At 72.3% G+C, this 18,465-nt stretch carries 21 protein-coding genes; 18 read left to right on the top strand and 3 right to left on the bottom strand.

Annotated features, from left to right (window positions below):
* The first annotated feature begins 59 nt into the window (after positions 1 to 59).
* From R7226_RS22280 to R7226_RS22310, 7 genes are read left to right on the top strand one after another with little or no spacing between them, the layout of a single operon-like run.
* Positions 60 to 611 carry a (2Fe-2S)-binding protein gene (locus R7226_RS22280; protein WP_318599541.1) on the top strand — a complete coding sequence of 184 codons (552 nt, stop codon included), beginning with the start codon at positions 60 to 62 and terminating at the stop codon, positions 609 to 611.
* On the top strand, positions 601 to 2,928 hold the full coding sequence (locus tag R7226_RS22285; RefSeq protein ID WP_318599543.1) for a xanthine dehydrogenase family protein molybdopterin-binding subunit: 2,328 nt from the start codon (positions 601 to 603) through the stop codon (positions 2,926 to 2,928). The genes R7226_RS22280 and R7226_RS22285 overlap by 11 nt, the downstream gene beginning before the upstream one ends.
* Positions 2,925 to 4,259, top strand: a complete 1,335-nt coding sequence (locus R7226_RS22290) for an aromatic ring-hydroxylating oxygenase subunit alpha (RefSeq protein ID WP_318599544.1) — start codon at positions 2,925 to 2,927, stop codon at positions 4,257 to 4,259. The genes R7226_RS22285 and R7226_RS22290 overlap by 4 nt, the downstream gene beginning before the upstream one ends.
* Positions 4,256 to 4,783 carry an aromatic-ring-hydroxylating dioxygenase subunit beta gene (locus R7226_RS22295; RefSeq protein WP_318599546.1) on the top strand — a complete coding sequence of 176 codons (528 nt, stop codon included), beginning with the start codon at positions 4,256 to 4,258 and terminating at the stop codon, positions 4,781 to 4,783. The genes R7226_RS22290 and R7226_RS22295 overlap by 4 nt, the downstream gene beginning before the upstream one ends.
* Before the next feature lies 1 nt (position 4,784).
* Positions 4,785 to 5,114: a Rieske (2Fe-2S) protein gene (locus tag R7226_RS22300; protein ID WP_318599547.1), complete on the top strand. Its 330-nt coding sequence runs from the start codon at positions 4,785 to 4,787 to the stop codon at positions 5,112 to 5,114.
* A gap of 25 nt (positions 5,115 to 5,139) precedes the next feature.
* The gene (locus R7226_RS22305; RefSeq protein ID WP_318599549.1) at positions 5,140 to 6,045 is read left to right on the top strand and encodes an SDR family NAD(P)-dependent oxidoreductase; all 906 of its coding nucleotides are present in this window, start codon (positions 5,140 to 5,142) and stop codon (positions 6,043 to 6,045) included.
* A 4-nt stretch (positions 6,046 to 6,049) separates the two neighbouring features.
* Entirely contained in the window at positions 6,050 to 6,877 is an 828-nt protein-coding gene (locus R7226_RS22310; protein ID WP_318599551.1) for an NAD-dependent epimerase/dehydratase family protein, read from the top strand.
* Here the strand turns inward: R7226_RS22310 and R7226_RS22315 are convergent.
* Positions 6,874 to 7,989, bottom strand: a complete 1,116-nt coding sequence (locus tag R7226_RS22315; protein ID WP_318599552.1) for an FAD-dependent oxidoreductase — start codon at positions 7,987 to 7,989, stop codon at positions 6,874 to 6,876. The two genes, R7226_RS22310 and R7226_RS22315, sit on opposite strands and share 4 nt — an antisense overlap.
* Positions 7,989 to 8,513: a cupin domain-containing protein gene (locus tag R7226_RS22320; protein ID WP_318599553.1), complete on the bottom strand. Its 525-nt coding sequence runs from the start codon at positions 8,511 to 8,513 to the stop codon at positions 7,989 to 7,991. Before R7226_RS22320 ends, R7226_RS22315 begins: the two co-directional genes overlap by 1 nt.
* A 72-nt stretch (positions 8,514 to 8,585) precedes the next feature.
* Between R7226_RS22320 and R7226_RS22325 the strand changes: the two genes are divergently transcribed.
* Positions 8,586 to 9,800, top strand: a complete 1,215-nt coding sequence (locus R7226_RS22325; protein ID WP_318599555.1) for an NAD(P)/FAD-dependent oxidoreductase — start codon at positions 8,586 to 8,588, stop codon at positions 9,798 to 9,800.
* Complete coding sequence (locus tag R7226_RS22330; RefSeq protein WP_318599556.1) at positions 9,797 to 10,957, top strand: amidohydrolase family protein; 1,161 nt, start codon at positions 9,797 to 9,799, stop codon at positions 10,955 to 10,957. The genes R7226_RS22325 and R7226_RS22330 overlap by 4 nt, the downstream gene beginning before the upstream one ends.
* Here R7226_RS22330 and R7226_RS22335 read toward each other — a convergent pair.
* A complete protein-coding gene (locus R7226_RS22335; RefSeq protein WP_318599557.1) occupies positions 10,954 to 11,628 on the bottom strand; it encodes an SRPBCC family protein in 675 nt (224 codons plus the stop codon). The two genes, R7226_RS22330 and R7226_RS22335, sit on opposite strands and share 4 nt — an antisense overlap.
* Positions 11,629 to 11,654: 26 nt before the next feature.
* Here R7226_RS22335 and R7226_RS22340 point away from each other — a divergent pair, with 26 nt between their 5' ends.
* The 9 genes from R7226_RS22340 to R7226_RS22380 form a co-directional block, all read left to right on the top strand.
* Positions 11,655 to 11,894, top strand: a complete 240-nt coding sequence (locus R7226_RS22340) for a hypothetical protein (RefSeq protein ID WP_318599558.1) — start codon at positions 11,655 to 11,657, stop codon at positions 11,892 to 11,894.
* A complete protein-coding gene (locus tag R7226_RS22345; RefSeq protein ID WP_318599559.1) occupies positions 11,891 to 13,090 on the top strand; it encodes an aromatic ring-hydroxylating oxygenase subunit alpha in 1,200 nt (399 codons plus the stop codon). Before R7226_RS22340 ends, R7226_RS22345 begins: the two co-directional genes overlap by 4 nt.
* A complete protein-coding gene (locus R7226_RS22350) occupies positions 13,087 to 13,590 on the top strand; it encodes an aromatic-ring-hydroxylating dioxygenase subunit beta (protein WP_318599560.1) in 504 nt (167 codons plus the stop codon). The genes R7226_RS22345 and R7226_RS22350 overlap by 4 nt, the downstream gene beginning before the upstream one ends.
* A gap of 52 nt (positions 13,591 to 13,642) precedes the next feature.
* On the top strand, positions 13,643 to 14,371 hold the full coding sequence (locus R7226_RS22355) for a GntR family transcriptional regulator (RefSeq protein WP_318599561.1): 729 nt from the start codon (positions 13,643 to 13,645) through the stop codon (positions 14,369 to 14,371).
* Between the two features lie 226 nt (positions 14,372 to 14,597).
* Positions 14,598 to 15,188, top strand: coding sequence for an amino acid synthesis family protein (locus tag R7226_RS22360; RefSeq protein WP_318599562.1), 591 nt, complete (start codon positions 14,598 to 14,600; stop codon positions 15,186 to 15,188).
* Positions 15,185 to 15,865 (top strand): DUF4286 family protein, encoded by a 681-nt coding sequence (locus R7226_RS22365; protein ID WP_318599563.1) that lies wholly within the window; start codon positions 15,185 to 15,187, stop codon positions 15,863 to 15,865. Before R7226_RS22360 ends, R7226_RS22365 begins: the two co-directional genes overlap by 4 nt.
* Before the next feature lie 39 nt (positions 15,866 to 15,904).
* On the top strand, positions 15,905 to 16,918 hold the full coding sequence (locus R7226_RS22370) for a dihydrodipicolinate synthase family protein (RefSeq protein ID WP_318599564.1): 1,014 nt from the start codon (positions 15,905 to 15,907) through the stop codon (positions 16,916 to 16,918).
* Between the two features lie 50 nt (positions 16,919 to 16,968).
* Positions 16,969 to 17,985, top strand: coding sequence for an ornithine cyclodeaminase family protein (locus R7226_RS22375; protein ID WP_318599565.1), 1,017 nt, complete (start codon positions 16,969 to 16,971; stop codon positions 17,983 to 17,985).
* 89 nt (positions 17,986 to 18,074) lie between these two features.
* Positions 18,075 to 18,465 (top strand): hypothetical protein (locus R7226_RS22380; protein ID WP_318599566.1); only part of this gene is annotated, 391 nt, incomplete at its 3' end.

Consider the following 18,465-nt stretch of genomic DNA (forward strand, 5'->3'; position numbering starts at 1 on the left):
GCTCGCCGACCCGCCGCGCGCCACGTGAGCGCTCGCCGACCCGCCGCGAAGGAGTCGCGTTGAACGAGTCAGTCCCGATCCGCGTCACCGTCAACGGCGCCGAGCTGGTCGCGGAGGTCGAGCCGCGGCTGCTGCTGAGCGACTTCATCCGCCACCGCGCGCGCCTGACCGGCACCCACGTCGGCTGCGAGCACGGCGTCTGCGGCGCCTGCACGGTGCTCGTCGACGGCGAGCCGCAGCGCTCCTGCCTCGTCTTCGCCGCGCAGGTCGACGGCGCCGAGATCGAGACCGTCGAGGGGCTCGCCGGGACGACCGCGAGCGCCGACGGCGGCGACGCGCTGCATCCGATCCAGCAGGCGTTCCATGAAGAGCACGGGATGCAGTGCGGCTTCTGCACGCCGGGCTTCCTGATGACGACCCAGGCGCTGCTGCGCGAGCACCCGCATCCGAGCGACGAGCAGCTGCTCGACGCGCTCTCGGGCAACCTCTGCCGCTGCACCGGCTATCTCAACATCGTCAGAGCGGTGCGCGCCGCCGAGGCCGCGATCGAGGGAGCGGCGCCCGCGACCTCCGACGCGTCCGCGTCGACCGGAGGCGCTCATGGCGCGTGAGGCGCTCGTCGGTCAGTCGGTGCCGCGCGTCGAGGACGAGCGGCTGCTGCGCGGCGCCGGCCGCTACGTCGACGACATCGACCCGCCCGGCGGCGCCGAGGCGGCCTTCCTGCGCAGCCCGCACGCGCACGCGCGGATCGTCTCGGTCGACACGACGCTCGCGCGCCTGATGCCGGGGGTGGTCGCCGTCTACACCGGTGCCGACCTCGCCGATCAGGTCGAGCCGATGGTCTTCCAGATCGCGAAGATCACGCCGCCGCCGGTGAGGGAGTCGACCGGCGCGACCTCGCGCGTCCACCCGATGCCCGCGCTGCCGACCGAGCGCGTCACCTACGTCGGACAGCCGCTGGCGATCGTCGTCGCGGAGAGCCGCTACCTCGCCGAGGACGCGCTCGAGCTGATCGAGTTCGAGCTGGAGCCGCTGCCGGCGATCGTCGACCCGGTCGCGGCGCTGGAGCCGGGCGCGCCGCTGGTCGAGCCGGAGTGGGGGACCAACGAGGCGCTGAGCTACCACTTCGTCAGAGGCGATCCCGAGGCCGCGTTCGCGAACGCCGACGTCGTCGTCGAGGAGACCTTCCGCTCCCACCGCCACGTCGCCGCGCCGATCGAGACGCGCGGCGTCGTCGCCGCGCCCGACCCCTACGACGGCACGCTCGCCGTCTGGTCCTCGACGCAGACGCCACACCAGCTGCGCGACTTCCTCGCCGGCGCGCTGCGGCGCGCGCCGGAGACGCTGCACGTGCGCGCCCCGGACGTCGGCGGCGGCTTCGGGCCGAAGGGCGCGATCTACCCGGAGGAGCTGGTCGTCCCCTGGGTCGCGAGCGAGCTGGGGCGGCCGGTGAAGTGGATCGAGGACCGCTCCGAGCACTTCTCCGCCACGACCCACGGCCGCGAGCAGGTCCACACGATCGCGCTCGCCGCTGACGGGGACGGGCGCATCGTCGGCCTGCGCGACCGCGTCGTCCACAACTGCGGCGCGTTCAACATCCTCGGCCTCGTCGTGCCGTACAACACGCTGACGCACCTCGTCGGCATGTACGACATCCCCGTCGTCGACGTCGAGCTGCGCGCTGCGATCACCAACACCGGCGTGACCGCGCCCTACCGCGGCGCCGGGCGCCCCGAGGCCGTCTTCGCGATGGAGCGGATCGTCGACCGGCTCGCGCGCACGCTCGGGCTCGACCCGGCCGACGTGCGCGAGCGCAACGCGATCCCGCCATCGGCGCTGCCGTACGAGACGGGCATGATCTACCGCGACGGCACGCGTCAGACCTACGACTCCGGCGACTACCCGCGGCTGCTGCGCACGGCGCGCGAGCTGGTCTCCGACGAGGACTGGGCCGCGCGCGCCGGCAGCCACCGCGAGGTCGGCGTCGGCTACGCCGCCTACGTCGAGGGGACCGGCGTCGGCCCGTTCGAGAGCGCCTCGGCGACCGTCCTGCCGGGCGGCCGCGTGCGCGTCGCGACCGGCTCCTCCTCACAGGGTCAGGGCCACCGCACGACGCTCGGTCAGATCGCGGCCGACGCGCTCGGGATCCCGCTCGACCGGATCGAGGTCGTCGGCGGCGACACCGGCGCGATCGCGACCGGCTTCGGCACGATCGCCAGCCGCTCGGTCGTCGTCGGCGGCAACGCCGTCGCGAAGGCGTGCGCGGCGCTGCGCGAGCAGGCGCTGACCGCCGCCGCGCAGCTCGGGATCGAGGTTGGCGAGGACGACGAGCTGCCGCTGGCGGCGATCGGCGGCGCGCTGACGCCGTTCAACCCCGGTCGCCCGGCCGGCGCGCCGGCGCGGCTGCACGCGCAGGTCGAGCACTACCCCGGCCCGGTCACGTACGCCGCCGGCGTCCACGCCGCGGTCGTCGCCGTCGACCCGCGCACCGGCGAGGTCGAGGTCCTCCGCTACGCGGTCGCGCACGACTGCGGCCGCGCCGTCAACCCCGCGATCGCCGACGGCCAGATCGTCGGCGGCACGATGCAGGGCATCGGCGGCGCGCTCTACGAGGAGCTCGTCTACGACGACGACGGCCAGCTGCGCACCGGCAGCTTCATGGACTACCTGCTGCCGACCGCCGCCGAGCTGCCCGAGTTCCGCCTCGCGCACGTCGACGCCCTCTCGCCGCTCAACCCGCTCGGCGTCAAGGGGCTGGGAGAGGGCGGCGCGATCGGCCCGATGGCGGCGATCGCCAACGCCGTCGAGGGCGCGCTCGCCGACCACGGCGTCGTCGTCCGCAGCTGCCCGCTGTCCCCCGATCGCGTGCGCGGGCTGATCCGCGCCGCACACGAGCCCGTCGCCACCGCCCGCCAGGAGTCCCCATGAGCACCACCTCGCCGCGTCCCGCCTCCGCCCGGCTGTCCAACGGGCAGGAGATCGCCGACCTCGCCCGTGCCGAAGAGGGTCTGATCTCACGGCGGATCTTCGCCGACCCCGAGGTCTACGAGCTGGAGCAGGAGCGGATCTTCGCCAGAGGCTGGTTCTTCATCGGCCACGAGAGCGAGATCCCGGAGCCGGGCGACCTCGTCACGCGCTCGTGCGGGATCGATCCCGTGATCCTCGTGCGCGACGACGAGGGCGTCGTGCGCGTCTTCCTCAACTCCTGTCGTCACCGCGGCATGCGCGTCTGCCGTACCGACCGCGAGAACGCCTCCTTCCTGCGCTGCCCCTACCACGGCTGGGCGTACAAGAACGACGGCAGACTGATGACGGCCGCCGCGGAGGAGCACTACGAGGAGGGCGAGCTGGACAAGCCCAACCTCGGCCTGATCCCGGTCGCCCAGCACGACAGCTACCAGGGCCTGATCTTCGCGACGTGGGACCCCGAGGCGCCGCCGCTGCACGACTTCCTCGGCGACATGAAGTACTACCTCGACATCATCGTCGGTCGCACCGGCGGCGTCGAGGTGCTGGGGCCGCCGCAGGTGTGGGACGTCGAGACCGGCTGGAAGTTCGCGACGGACAACTTCACCGACAACTTCCACGTCTTCTCCGCGCACCACTCGCTGGTCGAGCTGGGGATGCTGCCCAACGACCCCGACTTCGCCTCCCACGGCCACATGATCGTCGCCGAGGAGGGCCACATCCTGCACCTCACCGGCGGCGCGCCGACCGAGGAGTACGAGCTGTTCGGGCTGCCGCACGAGCTGCGCGCGCAGATCCCCGACCACCTCACGCCCGAGCAGGTCGAGATGGCGCGCAAGACCGCCTACTCCGCCGGCACCGTGTGGCCGAACTTCCACTGGCTGCAGCTGATGAGCAGCGGCACGATCGGGCAGAGAGACGTGCCGTTCCTGAACTTCCGCCTCGAGGTCCCGATCTCGCCGACACGGACGCGGATGTGGTCGTGGCTGGCGGTCGACAGAGACGCCTCGCCGGAGTTCCGCAAGGCGACGTACGAGACCTACGCGCGCACCTTCGGCCCGGCCGGCATCTACGACCAGGACGACATGGAGAACTGGGAGGACTGCACGCGCGCCGCGCTCGGCCCGGCCGCCAAGCAGCACACGCTCCACCACACGATGGGCATCGCGCGCGAGATCGACGAGAGCTGGCCGGGCCCCGGCAGAGCGTACGCCGACGCCTACGGCGAGATGACGCAGCGCTCCTGGTACGCGGCGTGGCGGACCTACATGACGAGAGAGGTGACGGCGTGAGCGCTGTGCGAAGCGGCGCCGCCGTGCTGCCGAACACCGACGAGTACGGGCGCGTGCTGGAGTTCCTCCACCACGAGGCCGAGCTGCTCGACACCTACAAGTTCGCCGACTGGCTGGAGCTGTTCACCGACGACGTCGCGTACTCGATGCCGGTCCGCACGACGCAGTTCCTGACCGACGGCGAGGGCTTCCACGAGTTCGGCTTCTTCGTCGACGACCACGCGACGCTGATGACGCGCGTGAAGCGGCTGGAGACCGAGTTCGCGTGGGCCGAGACGCCGCCGTCGCGCACCCGCCACTACGTCTCCAACCTGCGGCTGGAGCGGGCGGCCGAGGGGCCGGAGCTGGAGGCGCGGATCAACTTCATGGTCACGCGCACGCGGCAGGACCTCGACTACCAGCTCTTCACCGGTGTGCGCAGAGACCTGCTCGTGCCCGACGGCGAGTCGTACAAGGTCCGCAGACGGACGATCCTCGTCGACCAGACGGTGATCACCGCGACGAACCTCTCGGTCCTCTTCTGAGATGGAGAGCACCGGCACGTTCACGGCGGTCGTGACGACCGCCGAGCTGCGCCCCGGCTTCCTCACGACGCACATGGTCGAGGACCGCGAGCTGATCGTCGCGACGACCGCGGAGGGCTTCCACGTCTACGACGCGACCTGCCCGCACTCGGACTTCCAGCTCGTGCCGGGGCGGCTGCCGAAGGGCTGCCTGGTCGAGTGCCCGATGCACGGCGCGCGCTTCGACGCCGCCACCGGCGCCGTCACGAAGGGACCGGCGAAGGATCCGCTGGACCCGATCGAGTCGCGCATCGTCGACGGCACGCTCGAAGTGCTCGTCGACTGGATCTGAACCTCACCACGAAGGGAATCACCTGATGCTCTGGCTCGAAGGAGAGGTCGCGCTGGTCACCGGCGGCGGCTCGGGAATCGGCCGCGCGGTCGTCGACCGCTACGTCGCCGAGGGCGCGCGCGTCTGCGTCACCGACCTCAACGCGGAGCGGCTGGCGGAGGTCGCCGCCGCGCACGGTGACGCCGTCACGACGCTCGTCGCCGACGTGCGCTCGCTGGCCGACAACAAGGCCGCCGTCGCGCATGCGGTGCAGACCTTCGGCAGACTCGACGTCTTCGTCGCCAACGCCGGGCTGTCGGACATGTTCAGAGACCTCGCCAACATCCCCGAAGAGAACGTCGAGGCCGCCTACGACGCCGTCTACGACGTCAACGTCAAGGGCGTGATCCTCGGCGCGAAGGCGGCCCTGCCGGCGCTGGTCGAGTCCAACGGCACTTTGGTGGTGACGTTGTCGAACTCGTCGTTCTGGCCCGACGGCGGCGGGATCATGTACATCTCCTCCAAGCACGCCGCGCTCGGCGTCGTGCGCCAGCTCGCGCACGAATGGGCGCCGGCGGTGCGCGTCAACGCGGTCGCGCCGGGCGCGACGCGCACGAACATCACGCTGCCGGAGGCGCTCGGCACCGACGCGGACGGCAGACCGCTGCGTGCGCACGCGCACGAGTCGAACACCGACCGCGAGGTCGAGCGCGTCGTGCCGCTCGCCAAGCACGCCGACCCGGCCGACCACGCCGCCGCGTTCGTGCTCGCCGGCTCGCGCGCCAACGGCGCGATCATGACCGGCTCGGTGATCGAGACCGACGGCGGTCTCGGCATCCGCGGCATGCGCCGCGTGCGCGGCGGCGACGACCTGCGCGAGCGCGTCCTCGGCGGCGGCGCGGCCGCCGCCGGGTCGAGCCTCGCCGCCCCGACCGGCGGGATCGACGGGTGATCCGGTGAGAGTCCTGTTGACGGGCGACCGGGGGATCCTCGGCCGCCCGACGCGCGCGGCGCTGGAGCGCGACGGGCACGCCGTCGTCGGCTTCGACCTTGCGGCGGGCGACGACATCCGCGACGCGGCGGCGGTGCGCGCCGCGGCCGCCGGCTGCGACGCGATCGTCCACCTGGCAGGGATTCCCGGCGACAGAGAGGAGATCCCCGACCAGGTGATGGCGGTCAACGTCTCCGGCACCTGGAACGTGCTGCTGGCCGCTGCCGCGGAAGGCGTGCGGCGCGTGGTCCACGCCTCCTCCGGCAAGGCGCTCGGGATGCTGGAGCGCAACCCGCGCTACCTGCCGATCGACGACGCGCACCCGGGGCTGCCGGGGCGGCCGTACGGGCTGTCGAAGTGGCTCAGCGAGGAGATGTGCGAGGCGGTCACGCGTGCGCAGGGGATCGAGACGATCTGCCTGCGGCCGGTCTTCGTCGTCGAGCCGCCGCAGTGGAAGGAGTTCGCCTTGATCCCCGAGCTGGGCCCGGCGCGCGGCGCCGCCTGGCACCTCGGCGTCTTCGTCGACGCGCGCGACGTCGCGGACGCCTTCTCGCTGGCGGTCTCGTGCGAGGCGCCGGAGAGCGGCCACGCGCGGCTGCTGCTGTGCGGCGACGACGTCGCGTCGGATCGCTCGGCGGTTGCCTTGGTCGAGGAGCACCTTCCCGACGTGCCGTGGCGCGACGGCGGCCCGCCGCCGGCCGGCTCGCGCGCGGCGCTGGCCGATTGCTCGGAGGCGCGCGACGTGCTCGGCTGGACGCCGAGGCACCGCTGGGACGGGCGCGGCGGGTACTAGCGCCCCGCCGCCTCCAGCGGGCGCGGACCCCACGAGTCGCGGCGCTCGCCGGGAGTGGGGAAGAGGTTCGCCAGGCGCCCGACCGAGGTCGCCTGCGTCGCGTCGGTGACCGGCCGCTCGGCCGCCTCCCAGCCGACGAGCGCGGGGCGGGGGTCGAAGGTGGCGCCGCCGGATGCGGTCGCCACGGCGTCGGCGTCGAGCGCGAGCGCAAGCGCCAGCGCGTTCGTCATCGCGGTGCCGGCGCCCTGGCCGATCGTCGGCGGCATCGCATGGGCGGCGTCGCCGGCGAGCGCGACGCGGCCCTTCGACCAGGCGTCGACCTCGATCGACTCGTAGAGGTCGGCGTGCGGCGCGTCGGGCAGCTCGCGCAGGACCGGCTCCAGCAGTGGGAAGCTGCGGCACCAGACGGTGCTGTCGAGCGGGCGCGCGGTCGCGGCGAGGTCGTCGGCGCGCGCGGCGAGCAGCAGGTAGAGGTCGTCGTCGTTGCAGGGGACGAACATCACGCGGCGGCGGTCGGCGAGGTTCCAGTGGTCGACGTAGTTGCGCCACTGACCGTCGTGGCCGGGGGCGCTTGCGAGCGGGACGGTGAAGCGGACGATCGTCAGCTCCGGGAAAGTCTCGCGCTTGCGTATCAGCCCGAGCGCGTCGCGCACGCGCGAGTTGATCCCGTCGGCGCCGATCACGACGTCGGCCGGCCAGCGGGCGTCGCGGGTGAGGAGCGCTCCGAGCGGGTCGGCGCCGACGACGGTCGAACCGGTCCGCAGCTCGACGCCGGCCGCGCGGGCCGCTCCCAGCAGCGGCGCATAGAGGTCGTGGCGGGTCATCGTCACCATCCGCAGGCCGCCCGGCAGCGGGAAGGGGCGACGGCCGATGTCGGCGCCCTCGTGGTCGCGCTCCTCCCACGCCGCGGCGCTGTGGCTCCGCGCCAGCACTTCGTCCTCGATGCCGAGCGCGGCGAGCGTGCGCAGCCCGTTCTCCCACAGGAAGATCCCGGCGCCGCCGCCGCGCGGCTGCGCGGCGCGCTCGTGGACGCGCACGCTCCAGCCGCGCTGCGCCAGCGCGGTCGCGAGCGTGAGCCCCGCGAAGCCGGCGCCGGCGATCTCGGCCCTCATCACCCCAGCGGCGGGCCGACGACGGTCATGTCGAACCGTTCGGCGACGGCGGCGACGCGCGCTCGGTCGAAGTCGGCGTGCGGCGGCGGCACCGGCTCGGGCGCCGGCTCGCCGGCCGCCTCCATGAAGCCGGCGAGCGCGCCGGAGGTGCCGACCTGCAGCGTGTGGGCGCCGTCGGGGCCGACGCGGAAGGCGTGCGGCGTGCCGCGCGGGACGAGCACGAAGTCGCCGGGGGAGAGGTCGAACTGCTCGTCGCCGCTGCGGAAGCGAAGCGAGCCGCCGAGCAGGTAGAAGGCCTCGTCCTCGTCGTTGTGGACGTGCAGCGGCGGCGCGTGGCCGGCGTGCATCTGCGCCTCCAGCACGGTCGGCCCGGGGAGGCCGGCCCCGCCGCACTTGATCGTCACGAGGTTGCCGGAGAACCAGACGTGGCGACCGGCGCCGGCGTCGAGGCGGACGAAGGAAGGGAGAGCGGCGAGCGACGCCGCCTCCGCGGCGCGCGGCTCGGGCTGGGCGGCAGCATTCATGCGAGCCAGCGTACTGAATACAGTAGTCTCCATTCAATCGTTCTTGCCCGAGCTGTCCGCGAAGGAGCGCCAGTGCCCGATCCCACGCCGCCCTCACTCGATCGCGTCCTCGTCGTCGGCGCGTCGCTCGCGGGCCTGCGCGCCGCGGAGGCGCTGCGGGCTGAGGGCTTCACCGGCGCGCTGACGATCCTCGGCGAGGAGTCCCGTCGCCCCTACGACCGTCCGCCGCTGTCGAAGGAGCTGCTCGCCGGCGAGCAGGCGCCCGACGACGTGATGCTGCGCGGCGCCGACGAGCTGGACGCCGAGTGGCTGCTCGGCGACGCCGCCGTCGCGCTTGACAGCGACCGCCGCCTCGTCGCGACGGCGGGCGGTCGTGCGCTGCCCTACGACGGCCTCGTGATCGCGACCGGCAGCGCGCCCCGCCGCCTGCCGGCGTTCGATGTTGCGCTGCCGAACGTGCTGGAGCTGCGCACGCTCGACGACGCGCAGGCGTTGCGGGCGGCGCTGAAGCAAGACAACCCGCACCTCCTGCTCGTCGGCTGCGGCTTCGTCGGCGTCGAAGTCGCGGCGACGGCGCGCGCGCTCGGCGCCGAGGTGACGATCGTCAGCCTCGACCCGCCGATCGCGGTCGCCGGCGAGGCGGTCTCCGGTGTCGCCGCGGCGATGCTGGAGGAGCACGGCGTGACCGTCATGACCGGCCGCACCGTCACCGAGACGGTCGCCGGCGAGCGGTTCGAGGCGGCCGTGCTCGACGACGGCACGCGGATCGACGCCGACGTCGTCGTCGTCGCGGTCGGCGCGCTGCCGTGCACCGAGTGGCTGGAGGGCTCCGGCGTGCGGCTCGACAACGGCGTCGTCTGCGACGCCTCGCTGGCCGCCGTCGGGGTGGAGCGGGTCGTCGCTGCCGGGGACGTGGCACGCTGGCCCAACCCGCTCTTCGGCGGCATGTCGATGCGCGTCGAGCACTGGACCAACGCCGTCGAGGGCGCGGTCGCCGCCGCCCGCACGCTGCTGAACGGCTCCGGGCCGGAGACCGAGTACGGCGCGGTGCCGTCGGTCTGGTCCGATCACTTCGGCGTGAGACTGCAGACGGTCGGGCTGCCGGCGCAGGCCGACAGGATCGAGGTCGTCGAGGGCTCGGTCGAGGAGCGCAGGTTCTGCGCCGTCGCCTACCGCGAGGGCCGCCTGATCGGCGCGCTCGCCTACTCGATGCCGAAGGCGCTCGTGCGCTACCGGATCAAGCTCGCGCGCGGGGCGTACCTGGCTGAGCCGGAGGTCGCGGCATGAGCGTCGCGGTCGTGAACATCGGTCGTTCGCACAGTGGCGACCTGGTGGGCACGCCGTTGCCGGGCGATGCGCTCGTCTGCGATGGGGGTGTGATCGCGTGGATCGGCTCCTCTGCCGATGTGGCGCGCGGCGATCACGAGTCGGTGTTGGATGCTGGTGGTGCGGGTGTGATTCCGGGTCTGATCGATTCGCATGTGCATGTCACGTTCGGTGACTACACGCCGCGGCAGCAGACGGTGGGGTATCTGGAGTCGTATCTGCATGGTGGGATGACGCGGGCGATCACCGCGAGCGAGGTTCACACGCCGGGTCGTCCGTCGGATCCGGCGGGTGTGAAGGCGCTGGCGGTCGCGGCGCAGCGTTGCTTCGCTGACTTCCGTCCCGGTGGCGTGACGGTGCATGCCGGTTCGGTGATCCTCGAGCCGGGCTTGACGCGCGTGGATTTCGAGGAGTTGTGGGAGCAGGGTGTGTGGTTGGCGAAGGCGGGGTTCGGCGCCTTCGACGGTCCGCTGGACTACGTCCCGGTGGCGCAGGCGGCGCGGGCGGCTGGGCTGTTGGTGACCTGTCATACCGGTGGCGGTTCGATTCCGGGCTCGTTGGATCGGATCGATGCGGGTGCGGTGATCGCGATGGGCGCGCATGTCTCGTTTCATGTCAACGGCGGCCCGACGGCGATGACACCGGAGGACAACGAGAAGATCGTGGTGGAGGGCGGGGAGGTCGCGCTGCAGTTGGCGATGGCGGGCAATCTCCGTTCGGCGCTGGACATCTGCCGTCTCGCTCGCGAGCACCAGAGAACCGATCGGCTGCTGATCTCGACCGACACGCCGACGGGGACGGGCGTCGTGCCGCTTGGGATGTTTCACCTGATCGCCGAGCTGGTCTCGCTCGGCGGGCTGCCGGTCGAGCTGGCGATCGCCGCCGCGACCGGCTCCGTCGGGCGTGTCTACGGCCTCGACGCGGGGATCCTCGCCCCGGGCCGCCCAGCCGATCTGCTGATCCTCGACGCCCCGCTCGGCTCCGCCGGCGAGGACTGGGCCGGCGCGCTGCAGGCCGGTGACCTCCCCGGCATCGGCGCCGCGCTCACCGCCGGCCACGTCCGCTACACGAAGTCCCGCAACACACCCGCGCCGAAACGGCCGGTCGCCGTCGTCTAGCCGCGACGCCGCAGCAGCAGCGCCGCGAGCAGGGCACCGAGGAAGGTGCCGAGAAACGCGCCGGCGAAGGCGCCGGCGGTCGGGCCGCTCGGCAGCAGCGCGGCCGTCGCGACGCGGCCGAGGTCGACCGCGTCGGGCTCGGCGGGCGCGCTCGGCCGCGGTGCTGCGGCGACCTTCGGAGCGTCGGTAGGCGATCTTGGCGGGGAGGAGGGAGCCGGCTCCTCCACCAACTGCGCTTCGAGCCGTCCGGCGAACTGTCTGAGCAGCCGGTCGGCGACCTCCTTCATCACGCCGCCGCCGAACTGCGCGATGCGGCCGGTGACGGCGACGTCGGTGAGGAGGTCGACCTCGGTCCGCTCCTCCTCGTCCTCAGCGGCGCGCAGCAGCGCGGTGACGGTCGCCTCGACCGTGCCCTGGCCGCGCGCCTCGCGGCCTCTGGCCTTCAGCACGGCGGTATGGGTCGCGGGATCGGCTGAGACGAGCGAGACGACCGTTCTGTAGGTGACCGAGATGGGGCCGACCTTCACGCGCATCGTCACGCGCAGGCCGTCGTCGTCGACGGCGTCGACGGTGACCCCCGGCATCGCCGGGGCGACGCGCTCGAGATCGGTCAGCAGCGGCCAGGCGCGCTCGAGCGGGACGCTGAGCGAAAACTCGTTGGCGATCTCCATGACAACAGTATACACTCGACATCACGATGGATTCCTCGCACGACGGCGGCCGCCTGCAGCTCGAGAACGAGTTCGGCAAGGTGACGGTCGCGCTCGACCTCAGTGCGAACGGGCCGCGGCTGCGGATCGAGGACCTGCGCAACGGGCGCACGATCCACCTCGACCCGCTCGAGCTGGCCAGCCTCACGTGGCTGACACACGAGCGGCTCGGCCCGTTCCTCGACCCCAGCCAGACCGGATGGCGCAGCGACGAAGGAGCACGATGACGGCGATCACCGACCCCGCCGACCTGTTCACCGAGGACTGGCGAGTCCACGGGAGCATCTACACCTCCGACGCGATCTTCGCGGCGGAGCAGCAGCGCGTCTTCCACGGCCCGTGGCTGTACGTCGCGCACGAGAGCGAGCTGCGCTCGCCCGGCGACTACAAGACGACGCACGCCGGCACGCAGCCGGTGATCGTCTCGCGCGGCGCCGACGACGGCGAGCTGCGCGTGATGCTCAACCGCTGCCGCCATCGCGGCGCCGCCGTCTGCCAGTCCGAGCGCGGCAGCGCGAACTTCTTCCGCTGCCCCTACCACGGCTGGACGTACAGAAACAGCGGCGAGCTGCGCGGGATCACCTACGACGACGCCTACCCGGAGCTGGAGCGCCAGAGACTGGGCCTGACGCGGCTGCCGCGCGTCGGCGTCGCGCACGGCTTCGTCTTCGCCAGCTTCGCGGAGGAGGGTCCGTCGCTGGAAGAGTTCCTCGGCAACGCGCTGCCCTACCTGGAGATCATCTCCAGACAGGGGCCCGACGGGATCCGCCTGTCGGCCGGCTCGCACCGGATCGAGTACGACGCCAACTGGAAGCTGCAGGTCGAGAACACGATCGACAACTACCACTTCGGCTTCGTCCATCGCAGCTTCCTGGAGGTGCTCGCCGACCGCATCGGCGAGGCGCCGCCGATCATGCAGCAGATCCTCTTCAACGAGACCTACCGCACGGTCGACCTCGGCAACGGCCATTCTGTCCACGAGTTCGGCGACCCGAGAACGGGCAACAACGGCGGTCAGCTCGGCGACCTGCCGTTCAACCTGATCGTCTTCCCCAACCTCTGCTTCGTCGGCGCCCAGCTGCGCCACGTGCTGCCGAAGTCGGCGACGAAGACCGAGGTGCGGCTCTACCCGATGCTGCACGAGGGCGCCAGCGACGAGCACAACGCCGCGATCCTGCGCACGCACGAGGGCTTCTACGGCGCGGCCGGCATGGGCGGCCCCGACGACGTCGAGGTCGCGTTCGAGCGCGTCGCCGACGGCATGCGCGCGACCGAGGACGATTGGCTGGTGATGAGCCGCGGCGCGCACCGCGAGAGACCGGGGGAGAACGGCACGCTGGTCGGCCATTCGGCCGACGAGGTGCCGCAGCGGGCCTTCTACCGCGGCTGGCGCAACGCGATGACGCTCGGCGGTGCGCTGTGAGCGCCGCGGCGCCGGCGCCGGAGCGCGAGCGGCTGCTCGCCGACGTCGCCGCCTTCCTCTACCGCGAGGCCGAGCTGCTCGACTCCCGCAGGCTCGACGAGTGGCTGACGCTCTACGCCGACGACGCCAGCTACTGGATCCCGCAGGGCGACGAGTCGACCGACCCGCGTGTCGACGTGCAGCTGGTGCTCGACGATCGCCGCCGGCTGCGCGAGCGCGTGCTGCGGATCTCCGGCGGCCACGCCTACTCGCAGGATCCGGCGTCGAGAACGGTCCACCTGATCGGCAACGTGCGGATCGCGGGCGATGTCGACGGCGCGCTCGACGTCGCGTCGGTGCAGCTGATCACCGAGGTGCGCAAGGGGCGTCAGCTCCAGTACGCCGGGCACGTGCGCCATCTGCTCGTGCCGCGGGATGGCGGCGGCTTCCTGATTCGCGCGAAGGAGATCCGCCTCGCCAACAACGACCTGCCGCTCGGGAACCTGACGTTCTTGATGTGAGGAATGCCACAAAAACTGGTGTCCGCTTGGGCGCATTCTGTATACTGTTGACGTGAAGCCTGCCGACCTCTCGTCGGTCAAGCTGGAGCGCGGCTTCAGCGACCGGCGCATCACCGCCGACTACGTCGCAGACGCGCTGCGCGACGCGATCCATCGCGGGGAGCTCGCCGACGGCGCCGAGCTCAACCAGGCCGCGCTGGCGACCCACTTCGGCGTCTCGCGCGTGCCCGTGCGCGAGGCGATGCGGCAGCTGCAGGCCGAAGGGCTGATCGACACGCGCGCGCACAGACTCGCGATCGTGCGCGCGCTCGACCTCGATCGCGTGATCGAGATCTACGACGTGCGCGCGCTGCTGGAGGGGTTCGCGATCGAGCGGGCCGTGCCGCGCATCTCGGCCGCCGACCTGCGCGCCGCGCGCGCGCTCGACGAGCAGATGCGCGGCGACGTCGACCATCCGCGCTGGCTGGAGCTGAACGCCCGCTTCCATCGGCTGCTGTACGCGCCGTCGGGCGCTGAGACGACGATCGAGCTGATCGACCAGCTGCGCGCTCGCGGCGAGCGCTATGTGCGCCTCTGGAGCCACGGCTCCGGCATCCACCGCCCGGTCGAGGCGGGTGAGGAGCACGCCGAGATCGTCGACCTCGTCGACGCCGGCGACGCGGCCGGCGCCCGTGCCGCGATCGAACGCCACATCCACCACACGCGCGACCGCCTGATGGTCCACGGCAGCGCGCGCGCCGCGGCCGCCGAGGCCGCGAGCGCGGCTGTCGGCGGGGTGTAGAGGCGACGTTCGGGATGAGCGCGGATCTGTGCACCGTGGAGGTGTACAGACCCGCACTCATCGCTTGATTTGCGTATGAGTGGCGGTTCGTTCACGTATGCGATGAACAAACCGCCGGTGATCCGCGCAGTGGTCGGTGGGCCGGCCCGACCTCCTCCCAGGACATGAAGTTGCGGGCGGTCATTCGCTCGCATTCGCCAGGAGGATGCTGTATACAGTTGTCAGTATGACCGTGACACCTGATTCGCTCGTCGTTCGCAAGTGGGTGACCGTCGTGGAGGAGATCGACCACGACGGCGGGCCCGCGGTCGAGGAGCCGCTCGTCAAGGCCGCCGTCGGCGTCGTGATCGCCAATCCGTACGCCGGCCGCTACACCGAAACGCTGGAAGCGCTGATCGAGCCGAGCATCCCGCTCGCCAAGGAGCTGGTCGCGCGCACGCGCGCCGCGCTCGGCGGCCGCGAGCCGCAGAGCTGCGGCAAGGCCGCGATCGTCGGCACCGCCGGCGATCAGGACCACGGCATCGCGTGCATCACCACTCCCTTCGGCGACGCGATGCGGGAGGAGATCGACGGCATCACGTGGGTCACCTCGACGGCCAAGGTCGCCGCCGCCGGCACCTCGATCGACGTCCCGCTCGCCTACAAGCGCGCGCTGTTCGTGCGCGAGTACTACGACACGATCACGCTGACGGTGCCGGACGGCCCCAAGCCCGATGAGATCGTCGTCGTCGCCGCGATGGCCTCGCGCGGGCGCGTCCACCACCGCGTCGGCGGCCTCGCCAGAGACGAGGTCAGCGTGGGGGACGGGCTCAGATGAGCGCCGGTCTGCTGTTCTCGCAGATGCAGCCGCCGGCCGGCGGCGATCTGGCTGACTTCCACGACTGGTACGAGTCGGAGCACATCCCCGCGCGGATCGCGATCCCGGGCTTCGAGGCGGCCGTCCGCTACGAGCTGAGCAAGCAGGAGGGCGGTTCCGAGACTGCCCAGTGGCTCGCCTGCTACTTCCTCGACGACGTCGCCGCGCTCGAGACGCCCGAGTACCTCAGACTGAAGGCAGACCCGGGCGAGCGGACCGCGAGAATGCTCGCGACCGTCGACCTCTTCACGCGCTACATCTGCGACCAGATCTCCGATACCGGCGCGACCGGCGAGGAGCCCGGCGCGCTGCTGGCGATCGCCTTCTCCGTCCCCGACCACGACGTCGATGAGTTCGACGGCTGGTACGAGGAGGAGCACGTCCCCCTGCTGATGAAGGTCCCCGGCTGGCAGCGCGTCCGCCGCTACCGCGTGCGGCCCGGCTCGGCCGGACCGTCGTGGACCCACATCGCCCTGCACGACCTTGCTTCCGAGGCCGCGCTCAGCCGCCCGGAGCGCGCCGCCGCGCGCGACACCCCGCGCCGCGACGCGCTCGCGAAGCGCGACTGGTTCGACAGCGGCCGCTGGGTCTACCGCCCGATCCACCGCGCCGTCGCCGCAGACGCCACCGCCGCCTGACCCCCCCCGCTGCTGACTTCGAGAGGACCGACCCGCGCCATGGCACTTCCCTACACCCGCGCCGAGATCAAGGACCGCGCCCGCACCGAGTGGAGCGGCGCGTGCAACGTCACGCTGCCGTCGTTCACCGCCGACTTCCAGGGCCTGAACGAGGCCGGCATCGCCCATGACGTCAAGCTCGCCGCCAAACACGGCTACTGGGGCACGCTCGTCGCCTCCGAGTCGGGCACCACGACGGAGGAGTACAAGCGCTTCCTCGAGGTCGCGGCCGAGGCGGCGCCGGAGGGCTTCAAGCTCGTCGCGCACCTCAGCTTCTCGACCGTCGAGGAGTCGGTCGAGGTCTGCCAGGTCGCGGAGGGGCTCGGCGTCGAGGCCGGGCTGCTCTCCTACCCGCCGAACTTCCGCCCGAAGTCCTCCGCCGAGATCGTCGAGCACACGAAGTTCGTGACCGACAGCACCGATCTCGCGATGATCCTCTTCGGCGTCAACACCTGGGGCTTCAGACCGCTGCACCCGGCCGGCTTCCCGATGGACGCGCTCGTCGAGATGGCGAAGATCGACACGGCCGCGGCGCTCAAGTACGAGGGCGGCGGCGCGGCGCTCTTCAGCGCCTTCGAGGAGGCCCACTGGCGCTGCCACGAGCACGTCATCGTGCAGAACCCGATGGAGGTCCACATCCCCGCGATGGTGGCCAACTACGGCGTCAGATGGTTCGGCACCAGCGGCTACGAGGCGTACGGTCCGCGGATCCCGCGGCTGGTCGAGGCGGCCGTCGCCGGCGACCGTGAGAAGACCGCCGAGATCTTCTGGAGCTACCACCCGGGGCGCGAGACCAGAGGCGCCTTCCACGCGACCTTCGCGGGCGCGAACTTCATCCATCGCGTCGGGTGGAAGTACCTCAGCTGGCTGCAGGGCTACAACGGCGGACTGCTGCGGATGCCGCAGATGCGCCTGCAGCCGGGCCAGATGAAGGCGCTGCGCGGCGGGCTCGCGGCCTCCGGCTTCGAGCTGCCCGCCGACGACGCCGAGTTCTACGCGGGCCGGACGGCCTAGACCATGCGGCCCGTCATGCGCGGCCACGGAGCGGGGGAGGTCCCGGGAAGATGACGCTGTACCTGGGCGCAGACGACATGCGCGCGCTTGCGACGCACGACGTCACGATCAGCGCCGCGCGCGCGGCGATCGAGGCAGAGCGGGCGGGCCGCACCGTCGTCCCGCCGCGGATGGACGTCGACCTCGAGCGCGGCTTCCTGCGCGTGATGCCGGCCGCCTTCAACGACCTGATGGGCCTGAAGGTGATGACGCTCGTCAGAGGGCTCGGCACGCGCTACCTGATCCTGCTCTACAGCCAGACCGGCGGCGAGCTGCTGGCGATGTTCGACGCCGACGAGGTCACGCGCCTGCGCACGGCCGCGACGACGGCGCTCGCCGGTCAGATACTCGCGCCGGAGGGCTGCCGCACGCTCGGGCTCGTCGGCAGCGGCTTCGAGGCCGAGGGACACCTGCGCGCCTTCGCGCAGCAGTGGCCGCTGGAGGAGGTGCTCGTCTTCAGCCGCGGGCGCGAGCGGCGCGAGGCATTCGCGGCGCGGATGTCGGAGGAGCTGGGGATCGGCGTGCGCGCGGTCGAGACCGTCGCGGGCGCCGTCGGCTCCGCGCCGGTCTGCGTGCTGGCGACGAAGGCGACCGAGCCGGTCGTCAACGGCGCCGACTTCCAGCCCGGCGCGGTCGTGCTGTCGATCGGCTCGACCCGGCCCGACCTGCGCGAGCTGGACAGCGCGACGCTGCGGCGCGCCGCGACGCTGCTGGTCGACGATCCGCGCCAAGTCAAGCTCGAGTCGGGCGACGTGATCGAGGGGCTCGGCTGCGGCGCGCTGCGCGAGGAGCACGTCGTCGGGATGGCGCATGCCCGCGAGCACCGCTTCGCCCGCAGCGGCGAGCGCGACCTGCTCGCGTTCAAGTCGGTCGGGACGGCGATCCAGGACCTCGCGCTCGCGAGCGCCGTGCTCGACGCCGCCGTCACCGCCGGTCGCGGCCGCGACGTCGGCGAGCTGACGCGGCTGAAGCCGTTCGCGGCGCCGCCGCCGGACGCGCTCTCCGCGATCGCCGAGGGCAGCGCATGAGCGAACGCCAGGACAGGCTGTCCAACGGAGTGGGACCGTCGGGCGGAAAAGACCCCTTGAGCAATCGCGAACATGCGATGCTCGCGCCGATGGACAGCATGGATGCTTCCACCGACGTGGCGAGGGAACGGCTCGGCCGGCTCGCCGGCGTGACCGTCGGCGTGCCCGACCCTGCCGCGACGGCCGCCTTCCTCGCCGACGGGATCGGCTTCACGACGGTCCCGCTCGACGACGGCGAGATCGCCGTCCGCTGCGAGGGCGACTACGGCCCGCGCGGCCAGACGGCGGTCACGCTGCGGCCGCGCGAGGGCGATCCCGCCGACGGCCCCGAGCTGCTCGCCGTCACCTTCGAGGTCGCCGGCGGCTACGACTTCGACGCGCTCGCCGCGCGCGCGAGCGCGGCCGGCGCCGACCCGCGCCCGACCGCGGCCGGCGGCCTCGCCTTCGCCGAGCCGGCCGGCTGCCCGCTCGTCGTCGAGC

This window comes from Conexibacter stalactiti (genome assembly GCF_033542075.1).
GTDB classification, from domain to species: Bacteria; Actinomycetota; Thermoleophilia; order Solirubrobacterales; family Solirubrobacteraceae; genus Conexibacter; species Conexibacter stalactiti.